This window comes from Crenobacter oryzisoli (genome assembly GCF_030385785.1).
In the GTDB taxonomy this organism is placed as follows: Bacteria; Pseudomonadota; Gammaproteobacteria; order Burkholderiales; family Chromobacteriaceae; genus Crenobacter_A; species Crenobacter_A oryzisoli.
The window spans coordinates 1-22,775 of sequence record NZ_JAUEDK010000003.1 but is presented as its reverse complement, the minus strand read 5'-3'; the positions used below and the strand labels follow the sequence as shown (position 1 = coordinate 22,775).

The window sequence follows — 22,775 nt, the reverse complement described above, 5'->3', positions numbered from 1 at the left end:
ATCCAGGCTGTTACCAGTTGTTAGCAAATGTGTCGGGGTGTCTTGGCCCCAAGGTATACTTAATGGATTCGTCACCGGGGGTGCCGATGCGTGGCGCATCGTGCTGAGAGAGTCCCCTCGAACCTGATCAGGATGTCGAGTCGTCGACAAAAGCCAGCAACGCGGCAATAAGGCCGGGCGGGGCTTGTCGACGACTCTGGAAACCTGCGTAGGGAGGTGCCGCCCCTGGCTTCGGCCGCGTCGCGACTCCCTGCGCCTTGCCGCATTGCCACAGGGAGTATCGATGTTCACCCAGCGTCTGTTGCCGCTCGCGCTCGTCGCCACCGGCCTCGCCCCGCTCGCCCCGCTCGCCCACGCCGCCGAACTGCGCGTGCTCACCCACGATTCCTTCGAGCTGCCCAAGCCGCTGATCGCCCAGTTCGAGAAGCAGTCCGGCGTGAAGCTGTCCATCATCAAGGCCGGCGACGCCGGCGCGATGGTCAATAAGTTGATCCTGACAAAAGCCAACCCGATCGCCGACGTCGCCTACGGCATCGACAACAGCCTGGTCGGCAAGGCCGCCGCCGCCGGCGTGATCGAGCCCTACGCCCCGGCCGGCAAGGCGGTGCAGAATCTTCCCAATGGCGTCGTCAGCGTCGACTATGGCTATGTGACGCTCAACATCGACAAGGCCTGGTTCGCCAAGCACGGCAAGCCGCTGCCAACCTCGCTCGACGCGCTGACCACCCCGGTCTACAAGGACCTGCTGGTGATGCCGAACCCGGCCACCTCCAGCCCGGGCCTGGCCTTCCTGTCGGCCAACGTGCAGTCTATGGGCGAGGACAAGGCCTTCGCGTTCTGGGGCAAGCTGCGCGACAACGGCGTGAAGGTGGCCAAGGGCTGGAGCGAGGCCTACTACACCGACTTCAGCCGCAACGGCGGCAGCCGCCCGATCGTGGTCAGCTACGCTACCAGCCCGGCCGCCGAGGTGTTCTACAGCAAGACCAAACTGACCGAATCGCCCACCGCCAACCTGAACCTGCCGGGCGGGGTGTTCCAACAGGTGGAAGGCGCCGCGCTGATCAAGGGCGGCGGCGAGCGCGTCGCTGCCCGCCAGTTCATCGATTATTTGCGCAGTGTCCCGGTGCAGCAGGCACTGCAGACCACGATGTGGATGTACCCGGTCAACCCGGCCGCCGCCATCGATCCGGTGTTCAGGCACGCCGACAAGCCGGCGGGCGTGAAGCCGGCCGATAGCCAAGCGATCGCCGCGCGCGGCCAGCAATGGGTGGCGCGTTGGACCCGCGTAGTGCTCAAGGGCGGGCAGTGATCAATCGGTTTGACCCCAAGCGCATGGCGCTGACGCTGTTGCCGCTGGCGTTCCTGGCGGTGGTGGTGGTCGCGCCGTTGTCGCGGCTGCTGGCCGAAGGCTGGGACCATCTTTCGGCCAACATCCTCACCGACGCCTATCTGCGCTGGCGCATCGTCTGGTCGCTGATCCAGGCGGCCGTTACCTGCATGCTGACATTGCTGCTCGGCCTGCCGCTCGCCTGGGCGCTGGCACGCTTCGACTTCGCCGGGCGCACGCTGGTGCTGCGGCTGTTGATGCTGCCCTTCGTGATGCCGACCCTGGTGGCCGGCCTCGGCGTGCTGGCGCCGGCCGGCCCGCACGGCGTCTTGCCCATCAATGGCCAGGACACGCCGTGGCTGCTGCTCTACGGCAACCTGTTCTACAACCTGCCGCTGGTGTTGCGCGCCGGCGTGGACGGTTTCGCCGCGGTGCCGGCGTCGCGCCTCGCCGCCGCGCGCAGCCTGGGCGCCACGCCGTGGAGGGCGTTCTGGCGCGTCGAGTGGCCGGCGGTGCGGCCGTGGCTCGCCTCGGCGTTGTGCCTGGTGTTCCTGTACTGCTTTTCCGGCTTCGGGCTGGCGTTGCTCTTGGGCGGGCAGCGCTACGCCACCGTCGACGTGGAGATCTATTCGCTGGTTGCGTACGAGCTGAACCTCGGCGACGCAGGCGCCTTGGCGCTGGCGATGATGGCGATCACCGGCGCTGCGGCGCTCGGCTATGCCTGGGTGGAGAAGCGCTTGGCTGCGCCGGGCAGGGTCGAGCCGATCGCGCCGCGCCGGCCTGCCACTTTGGCCGAATGGTCCTGGCTCGCCGTCGCGCTCGCGATGCTGATCGCGTTTAGCGGCGCACCGCTCCTGGCGGTGCTAGGCTGCGCGCTGGCCGCCGGTCCGGAGGCGTGGGCGGTGCTCGTCGAGCCTGACACGTTGGCGGCACTCGCCAACAGCGGCCGTTTCAGCCTGATCGCGCTGGCGCTCGCCAGCGTGGTCGGTGTCGCGCATGCGCTGATCGCAAGCCGCTCACTGTGGCTGCGCGGCGCGGTGTTCCTGCCCTTCGTGGTGTCGCCGGTGTGCGTCGCGTTTGGCCTGTTGCTGCTCTACCCATCGTGGACGGCGAGCCTCGCGCTGCTGTTGTCCGCATATGCCTTGTTTGCGTATCCGTTCATCGCGAAGGCGATCGCCGCCGCGCTCGACGCGCTGCCGGCAAGCCAGCCGCAGGCGGCGCAGAGCCTGGGTGCGACGCCGTGGCGGGCGTTCTGGCGGGTGAGCTGGCCGTGGCTGTTGCCGGCGTTCCGACGCGGCCTCGCGTTCGCCGCTGCGACCACCGTCGGCGAGTTTGCGGTGACGCTGTTCCTGTCCCGCCCGGAGTGGATGACGCTGACCACGCTGATCTACCAGCGCCTGGGCCGGCCCGGCGCGGCCAACCTGGCCGAGGCGCTGGTGTTGTCGGCGCTGTTGATGCTGTTCGCGCTGGCAGCCTTTGTGCTGATCGAGTGGCCGACCCCGCTGGAGCGGGCGCGCCGCGCACTCGCCACCCGGCCGCCCGCCGCCACGGAGTTACCCCATGCTTGAACTGATCGATATCTGCAAACGCTTCGGCCAACGTTGCGTGGCCGAGCGGCTGTCGCTGACCGTCGCCGCCGGCGAGACGCTAGCGCTGCTCGGCCCCTCGGGCTGCGGCAAGAGCACGCTGCTGAAGATCATCGCCGGGCTGGAACAGCCCGATGCCGGCCGCGTGCGCTTCGCCGGCACCGACATCACTGCCGCCGCGCCGGAGGCGCGCGAGTTCGCGCTGATGTTCCAGGATTTCGCGTTGTTTCCGCATCTGGATGTGAGCGGCAACGTTGGCTTCGGCCTCGTCGAGCGGCGGGTGAAGCGCGCCGAGGTACGCGAGCGGGTCGAGGCGGCGCTCGCCCAGGTGGGTCTGGCTGGTTACGGTGCGCGCCGGGTGTTTACCCTGTCTGGCGGCGAGCAGCAGCGCGTGGCACTGGCCCGCGCGCTGGTGACCCGGCCGCGGCTGATGCTGCTCGACGAGCCATTCTCCAGCCTGGACACCAACCTGCGCCAGAGCCTGCAGCAGGTGTTCCGCCGCCTGCTCACCGACGCTGGCATCCCGGCGATTCTGGTCACCCACGACCGAGCCGAGGCGTTTGCGCTGGCCGATCGGGTGGCGCTGCTGCGCGACGGACGCATCGTGCAGCAGGCGGCGCCGGCCGAGCTGCTGGCCCACCCGGCCGATGCCTGGGTCGCGCGCTTCGTCGGTTTCGACAATGTGCTCGGCAGCGCACTGGTTCCCGAGCAGGCGTTCTGCTTTGGTGACGCACAGCCGCTGCGCCGGATCGAGGCGCTCGAGAACCTGGCGGCGGGCATCCGGCTGACCGTCGCGTTCGACGAGGGCCCGTTGACGCTGACGCTGTCGCCGCGCGAGGCGGCCGGTCTCGGCGAAGGCCTGCGCGTCGGTGGCAAGGTCCGCGTCGGCATCGACCCCGCCAGAATGATCCCGCTGCCGGCTTGAAAGTCAGGCATTACTACCGCGATGCCGCTCACCTCAGCAGTGAGCGGCATTTTTCATCGTACTCCTGCCATTGGGCCTGCAATAAACCGCCAGGTTTTTAAGAAAAACTGCCCGTCAATCCGCATTAAGCCGTTGTCAAAATCCGGACATATCTCTTAACGAATTATCGCTGCCTCGATGAAGGACATACACGCCGGGTGCAGGTCAAAGTAAATGAGCAGAGTCGTTCTGCTTGAGCGCGTGAGGTGTCATCATGGGGCGCAATCTTTTGCCCCTGTTAGGCGGGGTTGTTGCGGCGGTTATGCTCAGTGGCTGTGTCGCGGTGCCTGACGAGAGACCCGTTTATCCCAGCGATATGGGATGCATGCCGAGCTATTATCCGGGTTATTACTATGGTCCCGACTGTTACCCCATGTTCTACGGTGGGGTATTTATCGATAATCGGTTTCATCACGACCACGATCATGATTTTCACCACCATCACGACCACGACTTTCAGCACGCTCAGGGCAGTCAGAAGATGATGGGGCAGACCGGAGGGCACGGTAATTCATTTGTCTTTCCACATCGGGGAGGTGGCGGGATGGTGAGAAGATAAACCCGATATCATTTAGCTGATCGAAAAGAGGTTGATCGTTTAAGTTAATGTCGAAGTCGACAAGCGAGAAAAGTATAAGAAACGCAGCATAGTGCATGGCTGGCCCATCACCGTGCGGCAAGCAGCCGATAAATGCAGCTGCTTGGCGATTTGTAGTGAAGTCCACGCAACCAGAAGAACAGCAAAGGCCGTTCCTCGACAGAGGAAACGGCCATTTTTGCTTCTGGGCCGCTAGTTCATCCCTCCCGGTGTTGCTGCCTGTTGTTCCCGGGGCCGGCGATTCCGGGTTGCCTGGGGTTAGAGCGTTGCGGAGGGCAGCACTTCAGGTTGCGCCTGCAGGCTGGCCGGCCTGTCCGTGAGGGTACAGAACCTGGCATTGCAGGCGAGGCAGCAGCGGTGTGAGCCGAGCGGACCATGGTACCGGTGTCGAATCAGCAGGCCGCGGCAGTTGGCGCAGCTGGCCAGACCGCCCATGGCCCACGCGGCAAGCACCGCGGTCAGGGTAAGCGCCATACCCAACGCTGCAAAGCTCAGTACCGCGATGGTAACGAAGACGACAAGGAGCAGAGTGTCCGGAGCAGGAATCGCCCGGATGGTGTCGGAAACCAACAGCCAGGCGCAGAGCAGCAGCAGCGCGGCCACCCCCAGTACGATGGGCAGGCGATAAAGCCCGACGAGCATTCGATTGAATTGCTGTTGATCCATGGTCGACCATCATTGAGTCGTCATTACACATGATCTAGCACAGACTTTTTATATTGGCGTGACAAAGGTGATGCCGGGGGGCGCTCTTAACCATTTACACGGTTCGAGATCGACCCCAAGGACTCAAAGAGGGAGCGAAGGAGCGCCGCTCGGCCTGTGGCATTCGGCCGAGCGGAGGAGGGGGTCAGCCCATGCGCTGGAACAGCTGCACCGAGCGCAGCTGCGGCAAGGTGGCCGCTGCGCGACGCAGTTCGACCTCGCGCGCCGCGTCGTCATCGTCGACGTAGATTTCCAGTTCGATCTTGCCGCCGAGATAGTGCGCGCGCAGGTCGTCGAACGCGAGCGGCACGCCAAGCCGCGAGTTCAGCATGTCGAGCAAGGCACGGCGGCTCGGCAGCGACGGGTCGTCTGCATTCTGGTCCGGGTCGGCATCGATGTGCAGCGTCACCGTCACCACCGGGAAGCGTTCGCTGACGCGCTGGTGAGCCTTCAGCGCCAGCTGGTGGCCTTCGGACACGCTCAGGTGGCTGTCGACCAGGAGGTGCGCGTCGACCACCGCCAGATCGCCCATCTTGCGGGTGCGAAGGTCATGCACATTGCGGATGCCCTCTGTTTCGGCCAGGGTGGCGCGGATCGCCTTCACTTGCTGCTCATCGAGGGCGCGGTCCATCAAGTCGTTGAGCGCCTCGCGGCTGAAGTTCCAGCCGGTGCGGCTGATCATGAAGCCGACGATGGCGGCGGCGAGCGGGTCGAGCAGCGGCAGCCCCATCAGGTTGCCGACAATACCGATCGCCACCACCAGTGACGAGGCGGCGTCGGAGCGGGCATGCCAAGCGTTGGCAATCAGCATGCTCGACTTCACCCGCCTGGCCACCGCCAGCATGTAGCGGAACAGCCCTTCCTTGGCGCCGAGTGTCGTCAGCGCCATCCACAGCGCGATGAAGTGCACGGTCGGGATCTTGCTCGGGTCCTCGAACTTCATTGCCGCCGCCCACAGCATGCCGACGCCGACCACCAGAAGCAGCACGCCGATCGCCAGCGAGGCGGCGGTTTCGAAGCGGGCGTGGCCGTACTGGTGGTCACTGTCGGCGGCCTTGTGGCTGTGCTTGTTGGCGTACAGCACCACGAAGTCGGACACCAGGTCCGACAGCGAGTGCACGCCATCGGCGATCAGTGCGCTCGAGTGCGCGATGGTGCCGATCACAATCTGACAGGCCGACAGAGCCAGATTGACCGCCACGCTGACCAGCGTGCTGCGCTTGGCCGCCTGCTGCTTGTCGAGGGCGAACTGGCGGTCGGTATCCGGCGACAGGATGGGCATTGCAGGTACTCCGGGGAGGTATCGGTCAGACTGCTATTATGCACCAAGCCGATGACGAGCAGGTTGGCCGTCGCCGTGGGCCGATGCGATACTGCTAGGGTGTTTTCCGACCGGCCCGTTCATGGTGCGTCTTCCTTCCTTTGGCCGCTGGGTCTCGCCGTATTTCATTCACCAGCACTATGCCGTGTTGCATGCGTTTCGCGTCGCGCTGGCCTTCCTGACCGTGTTGGTGCTGGTCACGCAGTTCGCCATCCCACACGGTGCCTGGATGCTGATCACCGTGTTAGTGGTGATCGGCTCGCTGCCGCATCTGGGCAGTGTGTTCCGCAAGGCAGGCCAGCGCATCGCCGGAACGGTGATCGGCGGCGTGGCGGGCATCCTCGCCATCGTGCTGCACCGCTATTCGGTGCCGCTGTCGTACGGCTGGATGGTGCTGTTCGCCGGCCTGAGCAGCTATTTTGCCTTGGGCCGTGCCGACTACATCGCGTTGTTGTCCGGCATCACCATGGCGGTGGTGGCCGGCTACGGCGATAACGACATCAACGGTGCTCTGTGGCGCTCGGCCAACGTGCTGGCCGGGGCGCTGATTGCGCTCGGCTTCGCCAGCCTGCTGCCGCAGAAGGCGGTCAACCACTGGAAATACCTGCTCGCCGACAATCTGCGCGAGGCCGGCATGTTGTACGCGCGGCTGCGCCACCACGAGCTCGCCCCATCTGGCGAGATCGAGGCGGCGTTTGCTCGGCTCAACGCGCGGCTGACCAAGCAGCGCAGCCTGTTCCCCGCGGTGTGTAAGGAGGTACCGATCAGTGCCAGGGAGCTGGAGCATATCCAATTGTTGCAGCGGGGCATCCTCACTACCCTCGACCTGTTGGGCGAGACCGGCGCGCAGCGGCTGGAGCGCGACGAGCACCAGTGTCTGGAGGAAGCCTGCGAGAAGGAACAGCTGTTGATCAAGCACACGCTGCTCGGCATGGCGCACGCATTGCGCTTCGACCGCCCGGACCGGCTGCAGCCGTTGCAGGACGAGCGCAAGCATGACCTGGCGGCGCTGCCGTCAGCGGAGTTCGGTTTCGAGGGGCGGGGCTATCTATGGCTGACGCTGAAGCTGCTCGACCAGGTGGAGCGGCTCAACCGGCAGATTCTGGACAGCGCGCCGTACTGGTGTGCGGTGGGGCTGGTGGTGGGGCCGCCGAAGGGGGTGGGCGGAGGTTCTCTGTCGGAGTGAGGTGCTGTTGCGCGGGATGTGTTTGGCCAATCTTTGGGGGGGGGGGGGCCGAATTTGTTTGTGCGGCGTGTGGTGGTGCTTCGACTTACAAGGGTGGGGCTTGTGGCTTTGTCGGTCTCGCCCGACTGGCGAGTTCCTTTCTTTTGCTTCGCCAAAAGAAAGGAACCAAAGAAAGGCGACCCCGCGACGCCGGCCCGCTATTGCGGGCTGCCCTGCGGGCGACACGGCCAACGGGCGGCTGCGCAACTCGCGCCGGCTGACTCCGGCACTCGGACAGTGCTCGCCGACTGCCCCCGTTGGCCGCGCTGTCCTCGGCGGCGTCGAAGAGGGAGAGGCAGACCGTTGGAGGCATTAGTTACGTTTGACCGGACAACGGTTAGATGCCAGAGACGGGGTATAAGGGAATTGGATGGGAGCTCGAACTGGTGTGTTCGGCCAACCTTGGCCGTTGCTGTAGTCAACTCTGGGCACAGTGGGGGCGAGGTGAGGCAGCGTTCTTCTGGTGACCGAACAAGGGGGCCGTGCCATTTCGGCCAACGCTCGGAGGGACTCCATGCATTTTCACCAACACGCCATGCGACCAGCCCATCCCCTTCTGTGCTGCCGAGCGATCGTCAAGCGGCCAGGTTTTAAGCCGCCGCATGTTCGAGTGGGCGGACGTTAGCCGTCCGCGAGTTCGGCGGCGCCTGGCCGCTTGGCAGGCGCGAGGGAAGCCGCATGCCAGCGCGGTGGGGTCGTCTTTCTTTGGGTACTTTCTTTGACGAAGCAAAGAAAGTGCCTCGCCAGTCGGGCGAGACCGACAAAGCCACAAGCCGTACTAACCTTGGCCGAGCAACACCAACGAGCTCACGCAGACCGTGCAGCAAGAAAAAAGCGGCCCCATCAGGCCGCTCCATCCTTCCTCATCACAGGGACAACAGCCCCCAACCAACTCTCACCCCGTCACCACCACCTGCCGCTGCTGCACAAACCGCCTCGTGTAATCGTCGACCGGATGCTGCACCAGCTCCGCCGGCGCGCCGTGCTGCACGATCTCGCCGTCGCGCAGTAGCACGATCTCCTGGCCCAGCCGCAGCGCCTCGTCCACGTCGTGCGTCACCAGCACGATGGTCTTGTTGAGGCTGGCCTGCAGCTCCAGTAGCTGATCCTGCAGCTCGTGGCGGATCAGCGGGTCGAGCGCCGAGAATGCCTCGTCCATCAGCAGCACTTCGGTGTCGACCGCCAGCGCCCGCGCCAGGCCCACCCGCTGACGCATGCCGCCGGACAGCTCGTCCGGATAGCTTTGTGCGTGGCTGGCCAAGCCGACCCGGTCCAGCCAGTGCCGTGCCGCGGAGAGGCAGTCGGCCGGCTTGTCGCCGCGCAGCCGGCAGCCGAAGGCGACGTTGTCGAGCACATTGCGGTGCGGCAGCAGGCCGAAGCCTTGGAACACCATGCTGACATGGTGGCGGCGCCAGTCCTGCAGCTGTTTTTCCGAAAAGCTCAGGATGTCGGCGCCATCCCACAGCACCTGGCCCCGGCTCGGGCTGATCAGCCGGTTCAGGTGTCGGATCAGGGTGGACTTGCCGGAGCCGGACAGGCCCATGATCGCGGTAATCTGGCCCGGGGCGATGGCGAGGCTGACGTTGCGCAGCGCCAGCGTGGCGCCGGTGGCGGTGAAGATCGCCTCGCGGGTCTCGCCCGCATCGGCCATCGCCAGCGCCCGGTCGGCAACGCGCTTGGAGCGGGCGCCCTTACCACGCGGGGCGAAGAGGGTGGTGATGTCGTTGAGGACGATGCGGCTCATCGCGCGTCCCCCCGGCTCAATGCCAGCTTCTGGCGGCGGTCCTGGCCGAAGGCCTGGCTGATGCGGTCCATCACGATGGCCAGCACCACGATGGCGAGGCCCGCCTGCAGGCCGCGGCCGACGTCCAGGGTCTGGATGCCGACCAGCACGTCCTCACCCAGGCCACGCGCGCCGATCATCGAGGCGAGCACCACCATCGACAGCGCCAGCATCGTCGCCTGGTTGACGCCGGCGAGGATGCTCGGCCGCGCTAGCGGCAGCTGCACCAAGAACAGCAGTTGCCAGCGGTTGCTGCCGAACGCTTCGGCCGCCTCCAGCACCTCGCTGTCGACCTGGCGGATGCCGAGGTCGGTCATCCGCGCCAAGGGCGGCAGCGCGTAGACCAGGGTGGCGAAGATCGCCGGCACCTTGCCCAGGCCGAACAGCATCAGCACCGGGATCAGGTAGACGAAGGACGGTAGCGTCTGCATCACGTCGAGCACCGGCAGCACCACGGCCCGCAACCGGTCGTTGCGAGCCATGGCGATGCCGAGCGGCAGGCCGATCAGCACGGTCAGCAGGGTGGACAGCAGCACGATCGCCAGTGTCTGCATCAGCGCATCCCACAGGCCGAAGCAGCCGATCAGGAACAGCAGGCCTACCCACAGGGCGGTGCGCTTCCAGTCGCGGGTGGCGTAAGCGGCTAGCCCCGCCACGATTAGCAGCACCAGCCACGGCGGGGTGCCGCGCAGCACGCTCTCCAGCGGCACCAGCAGCCACTGCAGCAGAAAATCGCTGACGGCATGCAACTGGTCACCCCAGTGGGCGACCAGCCAGTTGACCAGGGCATTGATGCTGTCCTTGATCGATAGTGCGGGAAACGTCATCCGCAGTACTCGCTTTCTGTTACGGGGTCCAGGAAGGACAAGATTGGCCGAACGCGGTGCAGGGCGATGCCGCGCCGTCAGTGGCGACGGCGCGGTGGCTGTTCAACCCAGCACTCAGCCGCGTCGCTTCAGTTGTTCGAGCTCGGCCCGGCCCAGCCGGTCCCTGCTCGTGTCGAGCCGGCCTCGGCCGAACACGCTGAAGCAGTGCATTGCCAAGCCGAAGCCCCAGCCCAGGAAGGGGGCCAGGCTCCACGGCTTGGGCGAGGTCAGGTAGTTCAGGAGCGTAAGGCCCGCCATCACCAGCACGAAGATCAGCACGTGGATGTAGAAGCCAAGCTTGGCGCCGGCGCGGCGGCGGGCGAGTTGCTCGAGTTCCTGTTCGGTCATGGGGATTCCTGTTCGGGCCAGGCGCCGGCATCGCGTCGCCCGGCCGGTTTGCTTACTTCGCCGCGGCGATCACCTTGGCCGACACGTCGGCGGGCACCCATCCCTTCACCACCTCGGGATGCTGGCGCACGAAGTCGCGGGCCAGCTGCGGCCACGGCGTCTTGTGCTCGGCCTGGTCGGCCAGTGCCTTGTTGAGAAGCTCGATCGGCACGTTGAACTTGCTGAACAGCGCCACCAGCGCCGGATCGCTGTCATTCAGCGCCTTGGACACGCCGACCTGGATCAGCGCGGCCGGCGAGGCCGAGCCGCATGGAGCCGGGTTGTCCTTGTCAGACAGCGTCTTGAAGCAGGCCTCGTTGTAGATCGGTTCCCTCAGCTGCACGAAGCGGTACTTGCCGAACAGCGCGGTCGGTGCCCAGTAGTAGAACAGCACCGGCTTGCCGCGCTGGTAGGCCGAGGCGATCTCGGCATCGAGTGCCGCGCCGGTACCGGGGCGGAAGTTGGTATAGGCATCGGTCAGCTTGTAGGCCTTCAGCTTCTGGCTGTTGACGCCCTCGCAGCTCCAGCCGGTCGGGCAGTTGAGGAAACGCCCCTTGCTCGGCTCCTCGGCATCTCGGAACACCGTCTTGTATTTGGGCAGATCGCTCACCGAGACCAGGCCGGCCGCCTCTGGCCTGATGCCCCGCTTGGCATCGCCCTTTACCAGGTAGTCGGGCACATACCAGCCCTCGCTCGCGCCGACGATGGTCTTGCCCAGCGCCTTGACCTTGCCGGCCTTGGCCGCGTCGTTCCAGGCATCGCTGCGGCCCACCCATTCTTCGGCCAGCACCTGCACGTCGTTGTTGGCCAGCGCATTCTCCATTGTCACCGTGCTGCCGGGGATCGCTTCGGTCCGACAGCCGTACCCCTTCTCGGTGACGAGACGCAACAGCTCGGTCAGGAAGGAGGCGCTTTCCCAGTTTAGGCCGGCAAACTTCAGCGGCTTGCCGGCGCTGCACCAGGACGAAGTGGTGGCGGCGCCGGCGGGCAGGGCGGCGAGGCTCAGGCCGCCGGCGAGGGCGGCGGCGAGCGCCAGTAGACGGGGAGAACGGCTCATAGATGGTTTCCTTCTGCTGGGGGGCAGTTTGAGTTATAAGCGTTTATGCCAAGGTTGCCGCACCGGCATGAAGGCTTGGTCAGGTCTGGCTCAGGCCAGTTCCGGGTAGCCATGCTGCTGTGCGCTCGTCTCCAGCGACAGAATGGTGCGGTAGTCGCGCCAGTGGCAGGGGACGAAGCGGTCAATGCCAAGAGCATCAAGAATAGACCGATCCTGCTGCGAGGAGGCAACGATCAGGCCGGTCAGCACGCTGCGCCATTGCGGCGGCACGCGCCTGCCGGCGATCAAGGGCAGGCCCGGGGCCGGAGCGGTCCAGCCGATGCGGCGCAGCGCAGTCTTCAGGTCAGGGCGCTGACGCAACAGATAAGCGTGGGTGACCGCGTCGATGGCGGCGAGGTCGGCCGAACCGGCCAGCAGCGCCTCGATGCTGGCCGCATGGCTGCCCGACCAGCGCACCTCGGCGAAGAAGCGGCCGCCTTTGGCCAGCGGTGCCACCGCGGCGCGCAGCGCGTTCATGCCGCTGTGCGAGTCGGGCTGGTTGGCCGCCACGCGCCGGCCGCGCGCGTCGGCCAATAGGCGGATCGGCGAATCGGCCGGCACCAGCAGGGCGCTGCGGTAGAAGCCGCTCTGGCAGCCGGCGTAGCGATAGGCGGGAATCGCCAGCGGCACCACCCGATCGCGCAGCCGCGTCATCAGCGGATAGCCGCAGGTCTGCGACAGCAAGAGATCATCGCGTTGCCACCAGTCGAGCAGCGACTCGCCCGGTTCAGCCAACGTGACCGACTCGCGAAAACCGCGTGCCACCAGCCGCGCCAGGATGCGCTCCAGCCACAGCCGGTACAGCCCGGCGACCTCGTCGCCGACGTTGTACATCGGTAGGGCGGCCAGCCAGCGGCTCATGGTCGCGCCTCCGGCAGCACCGGCGAATCGACCCGCCGCCAGGCAAAGCGCCGCCACAGCGCACCGTAGCCGGGCAGCAGGAAGCCGCCGCTCTGGGCGATGTAGTCGTCGCGCCGCGCGCGGTACACCGCCGGGATGCGGTACCACGGCAGCGACGGCTGTTCGTGGTGCACCAGGTGGTAATTGTTATTGAGGAACAAGAGCCGCCACAGCCAGCCCGCCTCGTTCAGGCAGATGCGGTGCGCCGGCGTGTCGGCCGGGCGATGCTCGTAGAAGGAGCGCACCAGGCCGAGCGACAGCGCCGGGTAGGCGATGGCGGCCAGATAGAAGGCCGGCGAGAGTCCGGCATAGCGGTCGAGCACCCACAACAGCGCCGCCAGCAGCGCCAGGTGTTCGAGCCAGCTCGTGGTGTCGTGCCAGTCGCCCTGCCAGGGCTTGGTGACGATGTCGCGCCAGGCGAGCGCGATGGTGAAGGCCGGTCCGACCAGCGCGCGGCCGAGCAGGGTGCGCCGCGCCAGGTACACCCCGCGCAGCGGCGCGGCGAGGCCGGCCCAGTCGCGTTCGGTCACGTAATTGCTCTCCGGGTCCTCGCCGGGCAGGGTCAGCTGCGGGTCGCGGTGGTGGCGCAGGTGGCTGTCGCGGTACAGGTCATACGGGAACCACACCGCCAGCGGCGCCAGGCCCAGCAGGCGGTTGAGGCGCGCCGAACGGGTCGGGTGGCCGTGCAGCAGCTCGTGCTGCAGCGAGCCGTACCAGCAGGTGACCAGCGTCAGCAGCACGGCGGTGATCCAGGGGCCGAGTTCGCGGGCGTAGGCGGCGACGGCCAGCCAGCTGCCGTACACGGCCGCAACCAGCAGCCAGGTCGGCCATTCCTGTTCGGTGGGCAGTTCGTCGCGCCAGTGGCGCGGGGGGGTTGGGGTGGGGGCCTTGGCGGGCTTTCTCAGCGGGCCCCAGCGGACGGGGCCGGCTCGGCCGGCCCCGGGGCTGTCGGTCAGGCTCAGTTCAAGCGGCGTCTTCGCTCGGTGCAGTCATCGGTCGGGCAGCGGCGCAGGCCGCTGCTGGTCAGCTGCGCCTCCACCGCGCACACCGAGCGGCAGCACGCCACCACCGGCACGCCGCGTGCTTGCGCCAGCGCCTTGAAGTTGTGCATCACGTTGTGCCCCAGGAAGTCGGTGAACAGGATCATCAGGTCGGTCCCCTTGGGCAGGCTCGATGGCTTGCGCTTGTGCGAGGCATTGCGGCCGGTGATGTGCCGGCTGATGTCGATGTCGTAGGCAGCCAGGAGCTGGGGGATGTTGCCGAGCGAATCGGCGCCGATCACGAGTGCCTTCATGTCCGTCCTCCGTTTCTTCCGTGATGGTGGGCAATCTCAATGCTGCAGTGCAGCGGGGTTGCCTCGACTATACGGCGCCGGCATAAGTCTTTGAAGTGATAAGAAGTGCGTTTTTTATTGCTATTTTATCTATGCAGGGCGGGAGCGGTCCCTCCGGGCAATCGTGCTACCCTGTGGGTGGATTGCGGACGACAGGGGCAGGCAGTGGCGGGACAAGGCTTGAGCGAACGGTTGGGCGACTACGGCAGCGTGCGGCACTGGGCGATCCAGTCGCTGTTCGAATCGCTGGAGGACTACAGCGAGGGCACGGTCATCGTCGACGCCGGCGCGCGCATCGTCTGGATCAACGCCCGCTATGCCGACCGCTTCGGTTTCGCCGATCCGAATGCCGTTATCGGCCGACCGGTCGAGGAGGTGATCCCCAACAGCCAGATGCGCGAGGTAGTGACCACCGGCCGGCCGATGCTGCTCGACATCATGCAGACCCGCCAGGGCACGCTGGTGGTAACCCGCCTTCCGCTGAAGGACGACCAGGGCAGGCTGGTCGGCGCGATCGGCTTCGCGCTGTTCGACGAGATCCAGACCATGTCGCCTTTGCTGGCCAAGTTCGCCCGGCTCAACGAGGAGCTGGCCGCCACCCGCGAATCGCTCGCCCAGGCGCGCCGCGCCAAGTACACCTTCGATAGCTTCATCGGCAGTAGCGAGGCGGCACTGGCGCTCAAGCGTCAGGCCGAGCGCGCCGCGCAGATGGATTCATCCCTGCTGTTGTTGGGCGAAACCGGCACCGGCAAGGAGGTGCTGGCGCACGCGATCCATGCCGCCAGTCGCCGCGCTCACAAGCCGCTGGTGACGATCAATATGGCGGCCATCCCCGAAACGCTGCTCGAGGCCGAGTTCTTCGGCGTGGCGGCCGGTGCCTACACCGGCGCCGACCGCAAGGGCCGGGTCGGCAAGTTTCAGCTCGCCGACGGTGGCACGCTGTTCCTCGACGAGATCGGCGACCTGCCGCCGGCGCTGCAAGCCAAGCTGCTGCGCGTGCTGCAGGACAAGGAGTTCGAGGCACTCGGCTCCAACAAGGTGCTGCAGTCGGACGTGCGCATCATCGCCGCCACCTCGGTAAAGTTGGCCGAGAAGGTCGAGCGCGGCGAATTTCGTGCCGACCTGTTCTATCGGCTGAACGTGCTGGCCATCGAGCTGCCGCCCTTGCGCGAGCGGTTGTCGGACTTGGCCGAGCTGTGCGAGGCGCTGCTCGACGAACTGGCCGGCAGCAGCGCGGCGGGACGGTACCGGCTCAGCCATGCCGCGCTGGCTCGCCTCGCCGACTACGACTGGCCGGGCAATGTGCGCGAGCTGCGCAACATCCTGGAGCGGGCGATCATGCTGGCCGACACCACGCTGCTCGATGCCGACGACGTGGCGCCGCTGCTCGGCCCGGCCCGCCCGCCGCGTGGCGAGCCGGTGGTCGCCAGTTCCCACCAGGCCGCGATGGCGCAGTTCGAGACGCAGCTGCTGCGCGAGGCGCTGGCCGCCTGCGATGGCCATGTGCCCAGCGCCGCCGCCCGGCTCGGCATTGGCCGTGCCACCCTGTACAAGAAGCTGGCCGCGCTCGGCATCGCGCCGCGCTGAGCCTTGCGCGGTCGGTCGTTCGGCCGACCCGATCCTTACCCAGATCATTCTGGCGTTTTCTCCGGGCTAGTCTCGAAATCGAGACGGCCGTCTCCGAATGGAGACGATTCCCGACCGCTTCTTAAGCCGCTGATTCTGCACGAGTTGTTGCAATGCAATAGTCATATCGTCAGTCTCTAATTGGAGACTTCTGCCGATGTCTCGTGAGTGTTCTCTAGCTAAGCTATTGATTTTTATAAGCTGTTAGTCTGGCATGCTTCCTGCTCATAAGGGGCAGGCCTAGCGTGCCGTTATTGATATGTCATTGACCGGTCATGCCGCTCTGCCTCTAGTAAGAAACGGATTGCTGCTGACGATCCTCGTGCCGATCCCGCACAACAACACAAAGGAGACAGTCCAATGACGTTCATCGTGGTGCTTGCCGCCCTGATCTTTCTGATGCTGGCCGCCTATCGCGGCTACAGCGTCGTACTGATGGCGCCGCTCGCCGCGCTCGGCGCGGTGCTGCTGACCGAGCCGTCGGCGGTCGCGCCGGCCTTCTCCGGCGTGTTCATGGAAAAGATGGTCGGCTTCATCAAACTGTACTTTCCGGTATTCCTGCTCGGCTCGGTGTTCGGCAAGCTGATCGAACTGTCGGGCTTCTCCAAGGCCATCGTCGCGGCGGTGATCCGCTGGATCGGCGACAAGCGAGCGATCGCGGTGATCGTCACCGTGTGCGCGCTGCTGACCTACGGCGGCGTGTCGCTGTTCGTGGTGGTGTTCGCGGTCTATCCGTTCGCCGCCGAGCTGTTCCGCCAGAGCAATATCCCTAAGCGGTTGATCCCGGGTACGGTGGCACTGGGCGCGTTCTCGTTCACCATGGACGCGCTGCCGGGCACGCCGCAGATCCAGAACATCATCCCGACCACCTTCTTCAAGACCACTGCGTGGGCGGCGCCAGCACTCGGCGTCGCCGGAGCGGTGTTCATCATCCTAGTCGGCATCAGCTACCTCGAATGGCGCCGCCGTAGCCTGATGGCGAAGGGGGAGGGCTACGGCACCAATCTGTCCAACGAGCCGGAACCGGTCGACACCGCCAACCTGCCGTCGCCGTGGCTGGCCATCGCGCCGCTGGTGCTGATCGGCATAGCCAACTTCAGCTTCACCAAGCTGATCCCGCACTGGTACGGAGCGAACCATGAGCTGTCGCTGCCGGGCTTGGCCAAACCAGTGTCGATGCAGATTTCCACCGTCACCGCGATCTGGTCGGTGGAGGCAGCGCTGCTCTTGGGCATCCTGTTCGTGGTGGTCACCGCCTTCAAGACCATCCGCTCCCGCTTCGCCGAAGGCGCCAAGGCGGCGATCGGCGGCGCGATGCTGGCGTCGATGAACACCGCGTCCGAATACGGCTTCGGCGCAGTGATCGCCGCGCTGCCGGGCTTCCTCTTGGTCGGCAAGGCACTGGAGAGCATCCCCAACCCGCTGGTGAACGCGGCGGTGACGGTCAGCTCGCTCGCCGGCATCACGGGCTCCGCCTCGGGCGGCATGAGCATTGCGCTGGCGGCGATGAGCGAGAAGTTCATCACGCTGAGCCAGGCGGCCGGCATCCCGCTCGACGTGCTGCACCGGGTGGTGGCGATGGCCAGCGGCGGCATGGACACGCTGCCGCACAACGGCGCGGTGATCACGCTGCTGGCGGTCACCGGCCTGACCCACCGTGAGGCCTACCGCGACATCTTCTCGGTGACGGTGATCAAGACGCTGGCGGTGTTCTTCGTGATCAGTACCTTCTACCTCACCGGCCTCGTTTAAGCCTTTCCCTGTATTTCTTTTCCAGGCGGCCGATAGGCCGCCTGGGCGGAGTATTGCCCCATGACATCGCTACATGGAAAAACCGCCCTGATCACCGGCTCGACCAGCGGCATCGGCCTTGGCATCGCCACGGCCTTGGCCGAAGCCGGCGCCAACATCGTGCTCAACGGCTTCGGCGAGATTGACACCGCCCATAAGCAGATCGCCCAGCACGGCGTGGCCGTCATCCACCACGGCGCCGACCTGCGCCGTCCCGACGAGATCACCGACATGATGGCCTTCGCCGCCGGCGAATTCGGCGCGGTCGACATCCTGGTCAACAACGCCGGCATCCAGCATGTCGCCCCGGTCGACGACTTTCCGACTGAGAAATGGGACGACGTGCTGGCGATCAACCTCTCCGCAGCCTTTCACACCATCCGGCTCGCCCTGCCGGCGATGCGCGAGAAGCACTGGGGCCGCATCGTCAACATCGCCTCGGTGCATGGCCTAGTGGCCTCGAGCAACAAGTCGGCCTATGTGGCGTCCAAGCACGGCTTGGTCGGCCTGACCAAGACGGTGGCGCTGGAGCTGGCGCACACCGGCATCACCTGCAACGCGCTGTGCCCGGGCTGGGTGCTAACGCCGCTGGTGGCCAAGCAGATCGAAGCCAAGGCGCGCGAGCAAGGGCTCAGCCAAGCACAGGCGCAGGCCTTGCTGTTGGCCGAGAAACAGCCGTCCGGCGCCTTTGTCACCCCGGCGCAGTTGGGTGCGCTGACGCTGTTCCTCGCCAGCGAGGCAGCGGCCGAGGTGCGTGGCGTGGCCTGGACGATGGACGGCGGCTGGACCGCCCAGTAATGCCGATGGCCTGGGCACCTTCCGTGCACGTCACCTTGCTGATACTGTCGAGGGGGAGCCTCTTGGCTCCCAGGCTTTGTCAGTGTCACTTGGCTCGAAGCGTCACCCGCCTCAGGCCGCTGTTTTGCAGGAAGGACTGGTGCCAGTCGCACCGTCCGCCATGAACACCGGGTCGCAACCCGCGACCCGCTTTGCAAGGAACCGACGATGAACAAGCTTTATCCGAGCGCCGCCGCGGCGCTGGCCGACATCGTGCGCGACGGTCAGACCGTCGCAGTCGGCGGCTTCGGCCTGTGTGGCATCCCAGAGGCGCTGATCGCCGCGCTGCGCGACAGCGGGGTGGGGGGCCTCACCGCCATCTCCAACAATGCCGGCGTAGACGGCTTCGGCCTCGGCCAGCTGTTGGAGACCCGCCAGATCAAGAAGATGATTTCGTCCTACGTGGGCGAGAACAAGGAATTCGAGCGCCAGTACCTGGCCGGGGAATTGGAGCTGGAGTTTACCCCGCAGGGCACCTTGGCTGAAAAGCTGCGCGCCGGCGGCAGCGGCATCCCGGCCTTCTTCACCCGCACCGGCTACGGCACCTGGGTGGCCGAGGGCAAGGAGGTGCGCGAGTTCAACGGCCATCCGCACATCCTCGAGGAGGCGCTCACCGCCGACGTGTCGCTGGTCAAGGCCTGGAAGGCCGACCGCGCCGGCAACCTGATCTACCGCCGCACCGCGCGCAACTTCAACCCGAACGTGGCGATGGCCGGCAAGATCACCGTCGCAGAGGTGGAGGAGATCGTCGAGAACGGTGAGCTCGACCCAGACGCCATCCACACGCCGGGCATCTTCGTGCACCGTCTGGTGGTGAACGCCACCCCCGAAAAACGCATCGAACAGCGCACAATGCGCGCGGCAGACTGAGGAGTGCTCCATGGCTTGGACTCGTGACGAAATGGCGGCGCGCGCCGCTAAGGAACTGCAGGATGGCTTCTACGTGAATCTGGGCATTGGCCTGCCGACCCAGGTGGCCAACCATGTGCCGGACGACGTCGAGGTGTGGCTGCAGTCGGAAAACGGCTTGCTCGGCATCGGGCCGTTCCCGACCGAGGACGAGGTGGACCCGGACCTGATCAACGCCGGCAAGCAGACCATCACCACCCTGCCAGGCTCGGCAATCTTCAGCTCGGCCGACTCGTTCGGCATGATCCGCGGCGGCAAGATCAACCTCGCCATCCTCGGCGCGATGCAGGTGAGCGAGCAGGGCGATCTGGCCAACTGGATGATTCCCGGCAAGATGGTGAAGGGCATGGGCGGCGCGATGGACCTGGTCGCCGGGGTGGAGCGGGTGATCGTGCTGATGGAGCACACCGCGAAGAAGAAGGACGGCAGCGAGGACTTCAAGCTGCTGCCCAAGTGCACGCTGCCGCTCACCGGCGTCGGCGTGGTCGACCTGATTATCACCGACCTGGGCGTGATCAAAGTGGGGCAGGATGGCCTGACCGTGCTGGAGCTGGCACCGGGCGTCAGCCGCGAGGAGATCGTGGCCAAGACGGCGGTGCCGTTGCAGTTCGGCTGAGCCGGGTTTCTTCGGCGGCAAGCTGTCCTATAAGTAGTAGATGCGGCGCCCGGCGGCCTGGACCCGTCGAGCGCCGCGTTTTACATGTCGCGCCCCACCGCGAGCGAGGCGCGAGTCCGGAGGGCTGTCTCGGGAGGAGTGCCATGAAACTGTTCCGCCTTGCCGCCGTTGCCTGTCTGCTGCTTTCTTCTTCCCTGGTACTGGCCGAAACGGTAATGTTTCGTGCCATGCTGAACGTCGCCAGCGAGGTGCCGCCGAAAACCGGCAATGGTACCGGCTATCTGGAGGCGAGCTTCGATACCAATGCCAAGCTGCTGAAATACCAGATCAATTACGGTGGACTGTCCGGGCCGGCGATCGCCGCCCACTTCCACGGACCGGCCCCGGCCGGTAGCAACGCCGGGGTACAGGTGCCGATTCAGGCTAGTGCGCTCGCCAGCCCTATCAAGGGCCAGGCTGTGCTGACCGACGACCAGGCGCGCGACCTGATGGCCGGCAATTGGTACTTCAACGTCCACACCGCACAGAATCCGGGCGGCGAGATCCGGGGCCAGCTCACCAAGGCACCCTGATCCAGACGGATAGTAAAACGCCCGGTCCCTGACGGGGGGCCGGGCAGTGCTCGGTTTGTGAGCGGGTTGTCTCAGAACCTGTTTACGATCTCGTGAACGAAGGGTCAGCCAAGGCGAAATGACGCGAAAAAGCGGAATGTACATGGAGTACATGAGCATTTTGAGCGGCATTTCAACGCAGGATCACCCGAGTGCAGCAGATCATAAACAGGTTCTCAGCCGTTGCCGGCTGGCGGCAGGCCGCGACACAGCGGGCAGTTCGGGTTCCCGCAGCCGAGGCCATACTGGCGCAGGATGGCGTGCAGGCGGGCGGATTTCTCCTCGGCGGTCAGCGGCTTGGCACCCGTCTGGGCCTGCTCGATCACCACCGATGCCGTCTGTGGCGGCAACGCGATGTAGCCGGCCGCTTGGGCTTGGCCTGCCAAGCCGATGAGGCCCACCGCGCTGGTGGCCGCAAGATGATAGGGTTTCATCGGTTTTCCTTCTCGATGACCGCGGTTAACGGAGAACATGCCGTGTGCGGTTCACTGGGTAAGCAGCGTAGCCATTTGCCGCCGCCCTGGCCAGCGTCGGGTCAGGGCAATGCCTGCCATCTGGCGATGAGCCGTCAGCTGGTGGTCGCCCTAAGCGCCTGGCAGAGTGCACAGCCACAGCCTTGCATATGCAGCTTCACCTGTTCGCGCAGCCTTTCGACTCGGTCCTGGCTGTACGTGTCACCCGTCGAGAGCGGCGCAATGCTGGGTTCCGGCGAGTAGTGGTAGCTGGAAAAACCACCGGTATGGCCATAGCCGATCATCGGCGAGCCACCAAAGCTGCCAAAGCCGACCGCATGGGCCTGGCCAGCGAGGCCGAGCATGCCGGTCGCGACGCAGGCGGCGAAACGATACGTTTTGGTCATGATGGCTTATATGGACGCCTCCCGGCTTGGCAAGCGATGTTCGATGCGGGCTTCGAGATCTGGCTGCAGACTTATATCCGGCCTTTATTGCAGACTCGGAGTCTGCTGGCCCTGATGGAATTCGCAGGGGAAGGCCTCATCTCCTTGGAGTCCTCGAAGGACTGGCCATCATTCAGGCTTACTTCCCCACGGTCCGACCTGTTCTGCCATCAAGCGCACATCAACCTGCGCAACCTTTCAGCGATCCACCTCCTAAAGGGTTCGTTAATCTTTTACGCGGCCTTGGCCACGTAGTCCGTTTGATACGTCCGGCCATGGGCCAACAGCGCCCAGATCGTTCGTGCCATCTTGTTGGCCAGCGCTACCACCGCCGCATTGAACGGTCGTCGCGCCAGCAACTGGTCCAGCCAGGGATCGCGCACCTTCTGATGCGTCGCCACTGCCCTGGCGCCATGAATCAGCAGCGTGCGCAGATACACATCACCGCGCTTGCTGATCCCCAGCAACTTCACTCGCCCGCCGGTGCCGCTCTGGCGTGGCACCAGGCCGAGGAAGGCGGCAAACTCGCGCCCAGACTTGAATGTCTTGGCATCCCCAATCATTGCTACCGCCGCTGTTGCGGTGAGCAAGCCGACACCCGGAATGGCCATCAGTCGTTTGGCTGCTTCATCTTCCTTCTTCCACACCGCCAGCTTGTGCTCAAGCTCGGCGATGTCTTGGCCCAATGTCTCAATTCGCTGTAGTTGGCTACGGATCGCTTCGATCACCATCACTGGCAACGTGTCTTCCAGCCGCGCAAGCTCATCAGGAATCCGCTCCAGCGCCTTGTGTCGCCCCTTTGGCAGCTCGGCTCCGAACTCGTACAACAGCCCGTGTAGCTGGTTAGTCTGCATCGTCCGCATCTTCACCAACTGCTCGCGCATCCGGTGCAACATCAGCACGCTTTGCTGGCCTTCGCTCTTGAGCGCGACGAACTTCATCCCTGGCCGCTGCGCCGCTTCCCAGATCGCCTGCGCATCGGCTGCGTCGGTCTTGTTGCTCTTCACGAACGGACGGACGAACTGCCCGGGAATCAGCCTGACCTCATGCCCAAGCTCCTGGAACAGCCGGCCCCAGTAGTGCGCACTGCCGCAGGCCTCCATCGCGATCACCGACGTTTCCCGGTTGGCGAAGAACTCGTTCAGTTGCGCCCGTTTCACTTGCCGGCGGCAGATTTCACCGGTAGCGGTATCCACCCAATGCAGTTGGAAAACCCGCTTTGCCAGGTCCAGACCGAATGTCGTAATCTTCATATCGAGCCCTCCTTACCGTTTGTGGTTGTTGCTACACCACCACTTTGGCACTTTAGATGCCGTCAGGTATTGCGAGGGCTCCTGTCGTTCTGCAGACCGCCGTCGTCACCTTCGGGCAGGAGGGAGGCGTCCATTACATCTCC

The 22,775-nt window shown here is 65.4% G+C and carries 23 protein-coding genes; 10 read left to right on the top strand and 13 right to left on the bottom strand.

Annotation, left to right across the window (positions count from 1 at the left end):
- Positions 1-283 precede the first annotated feature (283 nt).
- Genes QU481_RS02130 through QU481_RS02120 form a run of 3 tightly spaced genes read left to right on the top strand, consistent with a single transcriptional unit; the run spans position 284 to position 3,838 of the window.
- Positions 284-1,309 carry a thiamine ABC transporter substrate-binding protein gene (locus QU481_RS02130; RefSeq protein ID WP_289828222.1) on the top strand — a complete coding sequence of 342 codons (1,026 nt, stop codon included), beginning with the start codon at positions 284-286 and terminating at the stop codon, positions 1,307-1,309.
- A 23-nt stretch (positions 1,310-1,332) separates the two neighbouring features.
- Positions 1,333-2,895, top strand: coding sequence for an ABC transporter permease (locus QU481_RS02125; protein ID WP_289828407.1), 1,563 nt, complete (start codon positions 1,333-1,335; stop codon positions 2,893-2,895).
- Entirely contained in the window at positions 2,888-3,838 is a 951-nt protein-coding gene (locus QU481_RS02120) for an ABC transporter ATP-binding protein (protein WP_289828221.1), read from the top strand. The genes QU481_RS02125 and QU481_RS02120 overlap by 8 nt, the downstream gene beginning before the upstream one ends.
- Before the next feature lie 431 nt (positions 3,839-4,269).
- Here QU481_RS02120 and QU481_RS02115 read toward each other — a convergent pair whose 3' ends face one another.
- The 3 genes from QU481_RS02115 to QU481_RS02105 all read right to left on the bottom strand — a co-directional run bounded on the left by QU481_RS02115 (position 4,270) and on the right by QU481_RS02105 (position 6,462).
- A complete protein-coding gene (locus tag QU481_RS02115; RefSeq protein ID WP_289828220.1) occupies positions 4,270-4,602 on the bottom strand; it encodes a hypothetical protein in 333 nt (110 codons plus the stop codon).
- A gap of 131 nt (positions 4,603-4,733) precedes the next feature.
- Positions 4,734-5,141, bottom strand: a complete 408-nt coding sequence (locus QU481_RS02110; RefSeq protein ID WP_289828219.1) for a hypothetical protein — start codon at positions 5,139-5,141, stop codon at positions 4,734-4,736.
- Positions 5,142-5,325: 184 nt separating this feature from the next.
- The gene (locus tag QU481_RS02105; protein ID WP_289828218.1) at positions 5,326-6,462 is read right to left on the bottom strand and encodes a cation diffusion facilitator family transporter; all 1,137 of its coding nucleotides are present in this window, start codon (positions 6,460-6,462) and stop codon (positions 5,326-5,328) included.
- A 121-nt stretch (positions 6,463-6,583) separates the two neighbouring features.
- On the opposite strand from QU481_RS02105, the gene QU481_RS02100 reads away from it, so the two are divergent.
- On the top strand, positions 6,584-7,687 hold the full coding sequence (locus tag QU481_RS02100; RefSeq protein ID WP_289828217.1) for an FUSC family protein: 1,104 nt from the start codon (positions 6,584-6,586) through the stop codon (positions 7,685-7,687).
- Between the two features lie 934 nt (positions 7,688-8,621).
- On the opposite strand, the gene QU481_RS02095 is transcribed toward QU481_RS02100, so the two are convergent.
- The 7 genes from QU481_RS02095 to QU481_RS02065 form a co-directional block, all read right to left on the bottom strand.
- Positions 8,622-9,470 carry an ATP-binding cassette domain-containing protein gene (locus QU481_RS02095; RefSeq protein WP_289828216.1) on the bottom strand — a complete coding sequence of 283 codons (849 nt, stop codon included), beginning with the start codon at positions 9,468-9,470 and terminating at the stop codon, positions 8,622-8,624.
- Entirely contained in the window at positions 9,467-10,336 is an 870-nt protein-coding gene (locus tag QU481_RS02090) for an ABC transporter permease (RefSeq protein WP_289828215.1), read from the bottom strand. The genes QU481_RS02095 and QU481_RS02090 overlap by 4 nt, the downstream gene beginning before the upstream one ends.
- A gap of 114 nt (positions 10,337-10,450) precedes the next feature.
- Positions 10,451-10,723 carry a 2TM domain-containing protein gene (locus QU481_RS02085; RefSeq protein WP_289828214.1) on the bottom strand — a complete coding sequence of 91 codons (273 nt, stop codon included), beginning with the start codon at positions 10,721-10,723 and terminating at the stop codon, positions 10,451-10,453.
- A gap of 52 nt (positions 10,724-10,775) precedes the next feature.
- On the bottom strand, positions 10,776-11,819 hold the full coding sequence (locus QU481_RS02080) for an ABC transporter substrate-binding protein (protein WP_289828213.1): 1,044 nt from the start codon (positions 11,817-11,819) through the stop codon (positions 10,776-10,778).
- Between the two features lie 90 nt (positions 11,820-11,909).
- Positions 11,910-12,719, bottom strand: a complete 810-nt coding sequence (locus QU481_RS02075) for a phosphate/phosphite/phosphonate ABC transporter substrate-binding protein (RefSeq protein ID WP_289828212.1) — start codon at positions 12,717-12,719, stop codon at positions 11,910-11,912.
- Complete coding sequence (locus QU481_RS02070) at positions 12,716-13,561, bottom strand: fatty acid desaturase (protein ID WP_289828211.1); 846 nt, start codon at positions 13,559-13,561, stop codon at positions 12,716-12,718. The genes QU481_RS02075 and QU481_RS02070 overlap by 4 nt, the downstream gene beginning before the upstream one ends.
- A 155-nt stretch (positions 13,562-13,716) precedes the next feature.
- Complete coding sequence (locus tag QU481_RS02065; RefSeq protein ID WP_289828210.1) at positions 13,717-14,052, bottom strand: DUF2325 domain-containing protein; 336 nt, start codon at positions 14,050-14,052, stop codon at positions 13,717-13,719.
- A gap of 219 nt (positions 14,053-14,271) precedes the next feature.
- Between QU481_RS02065 and QU481_RS02060 the strand changes: the two genes are divergently transcribed.
- The 6 genes from QU481_RS02060 to QU481_RS02035 all read left to right on the top strand — a co-directional run bounded on the left by QU481_RS02060 (position 14,272) and on the right by QU481_RS02035 (position 20,442).
- Entirely contained in the window at positions 14,272-15,678 is a 1,407-nt protein-coding gene (locus tag QU481_RS02060; protein ID WP_289828209.1) for a sigma-54 interaction domain-containing protein, read from the top strand.
- A gap of 399 nt (positions 15,679-16,077) precedes the next feature.
- Complete coding sequence (locus QU481_RS02055; protein ID WP_289828208.1) at positions 16,078-17,469, top strand: GntP family permease; 1,392 nt, start codon at positions 16,078-16,080, stop codon at positions 17,467-17,469.
- 60 nt (positions 17,470-17,529) lie between these two features.
- Positions 17,530-18,306: a 3-hydroxybutyrate dehydrogenase gene (locus tag QU481_RS02050; RefSeq protein ID WP_289828207.1), complete on the top strand. Its 777-nt coding sequence runs from the start codon at positions 17,530-17,532 to the stop codon at positions 18,304-18,306.
- A gap of 207 nt (positions 18,307-18,513) precedes the next feature.
- Positions 18,514-19,215, top strand: coding sequence for a CoA transferase subunit A (locus QU481_RS02045; RefSeq protein WP_289828206.1), 702 nt, complete (start codon positions 18,514-18,516; stop codon positions 19,213-19,215).
- 10 nt (positions 19,216-19,225) lie between these two features.
- Positions 19,226-19,870, top strand: a complete 645-nt coding sequence (locus QU481_RS02040; RefSeq protein WP_289828205.1) for a CoA transferase subunit B — start codon at positions 19,226-19,228, stop codon at positions 19,868-19,870.
- Between the two features lie 143 nt (positions 19,871-20,013).
- Positions 20,014-20,442, top strand: a complete 429-nt coding sequence (locus QU481_RS02035; RefSeq protein WP_289828204.1) for a CHRD domain-containing protein — start codon at positions 20,014-20,016, stop codon at positions 20,440-20,442.
- 215 nt (positions 20,443-20,657) lie between these two features.
- On the opposite strand, the gene QU481_RS02030 is transcribed toward QU481_RS02035, so the two are convergent.
- The 3 genes from QU481_RS02030 to QU481_RS02020 all read right to left on the bottom strand — a co-directional run bounded on the left by QU481_RS02030 (position 20,658) and on the right by QU481_RS02020 (position 22,632).
- Positions 20,658-20,915 (bottom strand): hypothetical protein, encoded by a 258-nt coding sequence (locus QU481_RS02030; RefSeq protein WP_289828203.1) that lies wholly within the window; start codon positions 20,913-20,915, stop codon positions 20,658-20,660.
- 134 nt (positions 20,916-21,049) lie between these two features.
- Positions 21,050-21,340 (bottom strand): hypothetical protein, encoded by a 291-nt coding sequence (locus QU481_RS02025; RefSeq protein ID WP_289828202.1) that lies wholly within the window; start codon positions 21,338-21,340, stop codon positions 21,050-21,052.
- Positions 21,341-21,612: 272 nt separating this feature from the next.
- Positions 21,613-22,632 carry an IS110 family RNA-guided transposase gene (locus QU481_RS02020; RefSeq protein WP_289828201.1) on the bottom strand — a complete coding sequence of 340 codons (1,020 nt, stop codon included), beginning with the start codon at positions 22,630-22,632 and terminating at the stop codon, positions 21,613-21,615.
- Between the last annotated feature and the right edge of the window lie 143 nt (positions 22,633-22,775).

Bases quoted from the DNA above. Each gene is read 5' to 3' on its own strand.
- QU481_RS02130 (WP_289828222.1), top strand. From the start codon at position 284: ATGTTCACCCAGCGTCTGTTGCCGCTCGCGCTCGTCGCCACCGGCCTC.
- QU481_RS02125 (WP_289828407.1), top strand. From the start codon at position 1,333: ATGGCGCTGACGCTGTTGCCGCTGGCGTTCCTGGCGGTGGTGGTGGTC.
- QU481_RS02120 (WP_289828221.1), top strand. From the start codon at position 2,888: ATGCTTGAACTGATCGATATCTGCAAACGCTTCGGCCAACGTTGCGTG.
- QU481_RS02110 (WP_289828219.1), bottom strand. From the start codon at position 5,141: ATGGATCAACAGCAATTCAATCGAATGCTCGTCGGGCTTTATCGCCTG.
- QU481_RS02105 (WP_289828218.1), bottom strand. From the start codon at position 6,462: ATGCCCATCCTGTCGCCGGATACCGACCGCCAGTTCGCCCTCGACAAG.
- QU481_RS02100 (WP_289828217.1), top strand. From the start codon at position 6,584: ATGGTGCGTCTTCCTTCCTTTGGCCGCTGGGTCTCGCCGTATTTCATT.
- QU481_RS02095 (WP_289828216.1), bottom strand. From the start codon at position 9,470: ATGAGCCGCATCGTCCTCAACGACATCACCACCCTCTTCGCCCCGCGT.
- QU481_RS02090 (WP_289828215.1), bottom strand. From the start codon at position 10,336: ATGACGTTTCCCGCACTATCGATCAAGGACAGCATCAATGCCCTGGTC.
- QU481_RS02085 (WP_289828214.1), bottom strand. From the start codon at position 10,723: ATGACCGAACAGGAACTCGAGCAACTCGCCCGCCGCCGCGCCGGCGCC.
- QU481_RS02080 (WP_289828213.1), bottom strand. From the start codon at position 11,819: ATGAGCCGTTCTCCCCGTCTACTGGCGCTCGCCGCCGCCCTCGCCGGC.
- QU481_RS02075 (WP_289828212.1), bottom strand. From the start codon at position 12,719: ATGAGCCGCTGGCTGGCCGCCCTACCGATGTACAACGTCGGCGACGAG.
- QU481_RS02065 (WP_289828210.1), bottom strand. From the start codon at position 14,052: ATGAAGGCACTCGTGATCGGCGCCGATTCGCTCGGCAACATCCCCCAG.
- QU481_RS02055 (WP_289828208.1), top strand. From the start codon at position 16,078: ATGACGTTCATCGTGGTGCTTGCCGCCCTGATCTTTCTGATGCTGGCC.
- QU481_RS02050 (WP_289828207.1), top strand. From the start codon at position 17,530: ATGACATCGCTACATGGAAAAACCGCCCTGATCACCGGCTCGACCAGC.
- QU481_RS02045 (WP_289828206.1), top strand. From the start codon at position 18,514: ATGAACAAGCTTTATCCGAGCGCCGCCGCGGCGCTGGCCGACATCGTG.
- QU481_RS02040 (WP_289828205.1), top strand. From the start codon at position 19,226: ATGGCTTGGACTCGTGACGAAATGGCGGCGCGCGCCGCTAAGGAACTG.
- QU481_RS02035 (WP_289828204.1), top strand. From the start codon at position 20,014: ATGAAACTGTTCCGCCTTGCCGCCGTTGCCTGTCTGCTGCTTTCTTCT.
- QU481_RS02030 (WP_289828203.1), bottom strand. From the start codon at position 20,915: ATGAAACCCTATCATCTTGCGGCCACCAGCGCGGTGGGCCTCATCGGC.
- QU481_RS02025 (WP_289828202.1), bottom strand. From the start codon at position 21,340: ATGACCAAAACGTATCGTTTCGCCGCCTGCGTCGCGACCGGCATGCTC.
- QU481_RS02020 (WP_289828201.1), bottom strand. From the start codon at position 22,632: ATGAAGATTACGACATTCGGTCTGGACCTGGCAAAGCGGGTTTTCCAA.